The sequence below is a fragment of the Microbacterium sp. ISL-103 genome (assembly GCF_018613995.1).
Classification (GTDB): Bacteria; Actinomycetota; Actinomycetes; order Actinomycetales; family Microbacteriaceae; genus Microbacterium.
In genome coordinates this window covers 1-4,788 of the sequence record NZ_JAGGPD010000536.1, presented here as the reverse complement: position 1 = coordinate 4,788, position 4,788 = coordinate 1, and the positions used below count along the sequence as shown (strand labels likewise).

At 65.6% G+C, this 4,788-nt stretch carries 6 protein-coding genes and 2 pseudogenes; 3 read left to right on the top strand and 5 right to left on the bottom strand.

Annotated elements, in window-relative coordinates; translation table 11 throughout:
* The 3 genes and pseudogenes from J7E68_RS17260 to J7E68_RS17250 all read right to left on the bottom strand — a co-directional run.
* Window positions 1-315 (bottom strand): annotated as a pseudogene (locus tag J7E68_RS17260) (sugar ABC transporter substrate-binding protein); the annotation flags it as partial.
* A 49-nt stretch (window positions 316-364) separates the two neighbouring features.
* Window positions 365-1,324, bottom strand: a complete 960-nt coding sequence (locus J7E68_RS17255) for a carbohydrate ABC transporter permease (RefSeq protein ID WP_215174667.1) — start codon at window positions 1,322-1,324, stop codon at window positions 365-367.
* Window positions 1,324-2,253 (bottom strand): carbohydrate ABC transporter permease, encoded by a 930-nt coding sequence (locus tag J7E68_RS17250; protein ID WP_215174665.1) that lies wholly within the window; start codon window positions 2,251-2,253, stop codon window positions 1,324-1,326. The genes J7E68_RS17255 and J7E68_RS17250 overlap by 1 nt, the downstream gene beginning before the upstream one ends.
* 131 nt (window positions 2,254-2,384) lie before the next feature.
* Between J7E68_RS17250 and J7E68_RS17245 the strand changes: the two genes are divergently transcribed.
* The 3 genes from J7E68_RS17245 (at window position 2,385) to J7E68_RS17235 (ending at window position 4,267) form a co-directional block, all read left to right on the top strand.
* A complete protein-coding gene (locus J7E68_RS17245) occupies window positions 2,385-3,092 on the top strand; it encodes a GAF and ANTAR domain-containing protein (protein ID WP_215174663.1) in 708 nt (235 codons plus the stop codon).
* Window positions 3,089-3,817: a GAF and ANTAR domain-containing protein gene (locus tag J7E68_RS17240; protein ID WP_215174661.1), complete on the top strand. Its 729-nt coding sequence runs from the start codon at window positions 3,089-3,091 to the stop codon at window positions 3,815-3,817. Before J7E68_RS17245 ends, J7E68_RS17240 begins: the two co-directional genes overlap by 4 nt.
* A 96-nt stretch (window positions 3,818-3,913) precedes the next feature.
* Window positions 3,914-4,267, top strand: a complete 354-nt coding sequence (locus J7E68_RS17235) for a hypothetical protein (RefSeq protein ID WP_215174659.1) — start codon at window positions 3,914-3,916, stop codon at window positions 4,265-4,267.
* A gap of 17 nt (window positions 4,268-4,284) precedes the next feature.
* Here J7E68_RS17235 and J7E68_RS17230 read toward each other — a convergent pair whose 3' ends face one another.
* Window positions 4,285-4,572, bottom strand: a complete 288-nt coding sequence (locus J7E68_RS17230) for a DUF6510 family protein (protein WP_215174657.1) — start codon at window positions 4,570-4,572, stop codon at window positions 4,285-4,287.
* Window positions 4,572-4,788 (bottom strand): annotated as a pseudogene (locus J7E68_RS17225) (oxidoreductase); the annotation flags it as partial. The pseudogene J7E68_RS17225 and the gene J7E68_RS17230, both read right to left, overlap by 1 nt.

The window sequence follows — 4,788 nt, the reverse complement described above, 5'->3', positions numbered from 1 at the left end:
CGTGACGTAGCGCCGGTCCATCTGCACGACATCGGGAACGTCACCGCTCGCGTTGCGGGTCGTGAACTTCTGCGCGTCGAACGCCGTGGCGTCGAGGTCGACCTCGACCTCGGAGAGCTGCTCGGCGGCGTAGTCCATGCGCGAGGTGCCGACGTCGTCGGCGTTCTCGAAACCCCAGGCCTTCAGCGTTCCAGTGGCTTCCGCGCCGAAGTCGACCGACTCTGCGGCGCTCTCGCCGCTTCCGCCACCGCACCCGCTGAGCAGCAGCGCGGATGCCGTCACGGCTGCGGCGGCTCCGAGGATTCGTGTCTTCATGTCGTTCTCCATTCATGTGGGGGCGAATACCCGCCCTGCGAGATAGGGATCAGCCCTTGCGGCCCTGCGTCGCGACGCCCTCGATGAAAAACCGCTGGCCGAAGGCGAAGAGCAGCAGCATGGGCAGGGTCACGATGAGCGATGCCACCATCACGTACTGGTAGTCGCCGTGACCGCCGGCCGTCGGGCTGTACTTCGTCATCGCGTAGGCGATGCCGAGAGGCGCGGTGAACTCGTCGACGGACCCGGCGTTGAGGTAGATCAGCGACGCCTGCAGGTTGTTCCAGCTGGCCTGGAACTCGAAGAGGAACACGATCACGAACGACGGGATCGAGAGCGGCATCGCGATGCGCCAGAACAGGCCCCAGGCGCTCGCTCCGTCGAGTCGCGCGGCCTCGAACAGCTCTCGGGGGAGCCCGAGGAAGAACTGGCGCTGCAGGAAGATGTAGAAGGCGGAGCCGAACAGGTTCATGCCCCACAGCGGAACCCAGGTGCCGAGCATGCCGGTCTGCTTCCAGATGAGGTAGACCGGGATCATCGTCACCGCTCCCGGCAGCATCATCGTCGCCAGTACGAGTCCGAACAGCAGCTTGCGGCCCGGAAATCGGAAATACGCGAACCCGAAGGCCACGATCGAGCTCGAGATGGCGACGGTGCCCGCAGCGAGTAGCGCGATGGCGACGCTGTTCCATACCCAGCTCAGCAACGGCAGCTGATTCCACACCTCGATGTAGTTCTCGGGAACGAAGGTGCGCGGGAAGAGACTGTTGTCGAACACCTCTCCCCGGGGCTTCAGGCTCGCGGCGATCAACCAGACGAAGGGGTAGAGGAACAGCAGGCCGAAGCCGATCAGAACGATCGTGAGCAGGATGCGTGCGAGCAGGCTCCTAGGTCGTGCGAGGCGTCGACGTCTGCGCGGCTGCCCGGGGGTCGTGACCGACACGGTGTCGGTGCGGGGTTCCGGTCCGGGAGGCGGGGTGAGCGGGACAGGTCGGATCGTCGTCGACATCAGCGGTCTCCCTCGTAGTAGACGAAGCGGTTGCCGACCTTCACCTGGATGAGCGTGATCAGCATGATGATCACGAACAGCAGCCAGGCCATCGCGGCCGCGAATCCGAAGTCGAACTGTCGGAAGGCCTGCTGGAACAGGTAGATGGCATAGAACAGCGACGCCTCCGGCGAGGCGTTGCTCTGATCCCGCCAGAACAGCAGATAGGCCTGGTCGAAGATCTGGAAGGCAGCGATCGAAAGGACGATGACGTTGAAGAACATCGCTCCCGAGATCATCGGCAGAGTGATCGAGAAGAACCGGCGGATGGGCCCCGCGCCGTCTAGCGACGCCACCTCGTAGAGCTCGACCGGCACGTTCTTGAGCGCGGCGAGGAAGATCACCATCGTGCCGGCGACCGTCCAGAGCGTCATGATGACGATGCTCGGTTTGACCCATGCCGGGTCGACCAGCCACTGCGGCCCCGAGATGCCGAACACACGGAGGAACTGGTTGATCGCCCCCGAGTTGCCGTTGAGGAGGAGGAAGAAGACTGCGGCCGTGGCGACAGCAGGGGTCATCTTGGGCAGGTAGTAGAGCACGCGGAAGAAGCCGGCGCCGTGACCCACCCGGTTGAGCAGCAGTGCGAGGACCAGCGCGAAGATGATCTCGAGAGGCACGGCCATCACGACGTAGAACAGCGTGTTGGCGAGCGAGAGCCCCACCCGAGGGTCGTCGAAGTGCTCGGCGTAGTTGGCGATGCCGATCGGACGCTCCGAGTTGGTGGCGAGGTTGTAGTTGCTGAATGAGATGTAGAGGCTGTACGCCATCGCACCCGCCGTGAAGATCAGAAATCCCAGGATCCACGGCGAGATGAACAGGTATCCGGCCAGGACCTCACGCCTGTTGTACGGATCGCGCTGCCGTCGCTGCGGGTGTGCCGTCTTCATGGGACGAGAAGTTAGACGGGCAGGGAGAAACCGGCTCGGGGCTTGTCACCGAACGGTTGTTGTGCAACTCTCGGTCTTCGTAGGTGCCTCCAGCGCGCCGGCCCTCGGCTGGCGGTATCGTGAACAAGATTATGAGTGAGTCATTCGACGATGCATTGAGCGATCTGGAGCGCTCCGGTCGTCAGCTCGATGCCCTAAGTGGATTCTTCGTCGATCGGTTCCCGGTAACCGGTGCCGCGGTCTCGACGGTGGGGGACATGCTCGGAAGCGAGACGATCTCCGCCAGCGATGACGTGGCAGCGCGCCTGGATGAGCTCCAGTTCGACCTCGGCGAGGGACCGTGCTGGGAGGCCATGCGCACCTCTGCCGCTGTCCTCGAGCCTGACTTCCGGCGCCGCGGCGTCTCTCGGTGGCCCGCCTTCGCCTCCGCTGTGGAGAACGACGCGGAGGTCGCGTCGATGTTCGCCTTCCCGCTGTCGGTCGGCGAGATGAAGATGGGAGCCGTCGATCTCTACTCCACGGAACCCGTGGCGCTAACTCCGGGAGAGTGCACTCAGGCGCGAGCCATGGCCGATGTGGTGAGCCGGCACGTGCTGAGGGACGCGCTGTCGGACTTCGCGGACAACGACGCGCAGACGGGCATCTACTCTCGACGAACAGTGCACCAGGCGACGGGCATCGTCCTCGCGCAGCTCGACATCGGTCCGAACGACGCGCTGCTCATGCTTCAGGCACGGGCGTTCTCAACCGGGCAGCGCGTCATGGAGGTCGCGCAGGCGGTGGTGGACGGCTCTCTTCGCTTCTCGCGCACGTCAGCCGGCATCGAGGCGGGCTCATGACCGCGCCTACCCGCGAGGCTCGTCTGCTGGACCTCTTCGCCACCCTCGCCGACACGATGGTCGACGACTACGACGTCGTGGATCTGCTGCAGACGCTCGTGGGTGCGTGCCAGGAGCTGCTGGATGCGAGCGACGCCGGGATCCTTCTCGCGGACCCCTCCGGTGAACTCGAACTTGTCGCATCGACGAGCGAGGCGACCCAGCTCGTCGAGGTGATCCAGCTAGCCGCAGAGGCGGGACCCTGCATCGAGTGCTTCCTGACGGGAACAGCGGTGTCGGTTCCCGACATCGCCGCCGGTTCAGAGAAGTGGCCGGTCTTCCGCCAGGCGGCGCTGGAGAACGGCTTCGCGTCGATCGAGGCGATACCGATGCGGCTGCGGAACACGACGATCGGCACCCTCAACCTGCTCCGATCCGGTACCGGGTCGCCGCCCCCTGAAGACCTCTCCGCGGCGCGGGCGTTCGCCGATGTGGCCACGATCGGGATCCTGCACGAGCGCAGCCTCCGAGAGCAGGAATCGCTGTCGTCGCAACTGCAGACCGCACTGAACAGTCGGGTGATGATCGAGCAGGCCAAGGGCGTCGTCTCGTTCACGGCGGGGGTGCCTATTCCCGACGCCTTCACGCTCATGCGCAAGTTCGCCCGGGATCGCGGCCTGCGTCTGAGCGAGGTGGCTGAACGCATCGTGCGGCGCGACATCAGGCTTGAATCACCCGAATCCTGAAAGCGCAAGGGGGGTCGACCTCGCGGACGAACGGGCCTAGCGTGGAGTCGCTGCCCCGGACCCGGTAGCGGAATGCAACCGTCAAGAGTTCCGGGAGTGATCATGAAGTCCCTCATCACCCAGGTCGGCACCTACCTGACCGGTGACGCGACCGCCGACGCGGTGCTGGAATACTGGATGGCCTTGGCGGAGGAACGGCGATCGGACGTGGTGGAGATCCCTGTCGTCGGCCCCGCGGGCGGTCGGTCGAGTGTGCGGGTGACGCTCGGAGCCATGCTGCCGATCGCGGTGATGCATGCGGACCTCCCACCCCAGATCGGCGGCGATGACGTCGCCGCTGAGGGGATCCGCGGCCGAGCCCGAGCGCTCATACCGACCGCGACCTCTGCGTTCGACTCGGGCGGCGCATACGAGGTGTTCGACGGCGAGTGTGGCTCACACCTGATCTGAGCGTTCACGCGGTCGCGTCAGTCGCCGTCGGCGCGCCACTCTAAGCGCACGAGAGCGTCGATGACGAGCGTGTTCTGCCCGTCGAACCGCAGACAGGTCAGCAGCGTGCGCCCGCACCCGCGGCAGAGCAGGATCACTCCGGCCGAATCCAGTTCTGCGATCGCGTCCCCGAGTTCGGCTTCGCGGTCGCAATGCGCACAGATGGCTCGGGCAGCGGTCATGTCCCTGCCGAAGAACTCGAGCAGCATCCCGCCTGCGGCGTTGCCGTCGACTCTCTTGCGATGACCGGGGTGGACAGCGTCCATCAGGAACCTCCGAAACGCTCGGTGCGGATGCGGTCGGGCGGATGCCCCGCCGCGACGAGCAGATCTGCGACCGCTTCGACGAAACCGGTCGGTCCGCATACGAAGACCGAGGGATGCTCCGGGGCAGGGGTCGTGGAGGCGGCGGTCGTGGCGGCGTCCACTCGTCCGGCGGGCCTCGGGAAGCCGTCGGGAGTCGCTCGGGTATAGGCCCAGTCG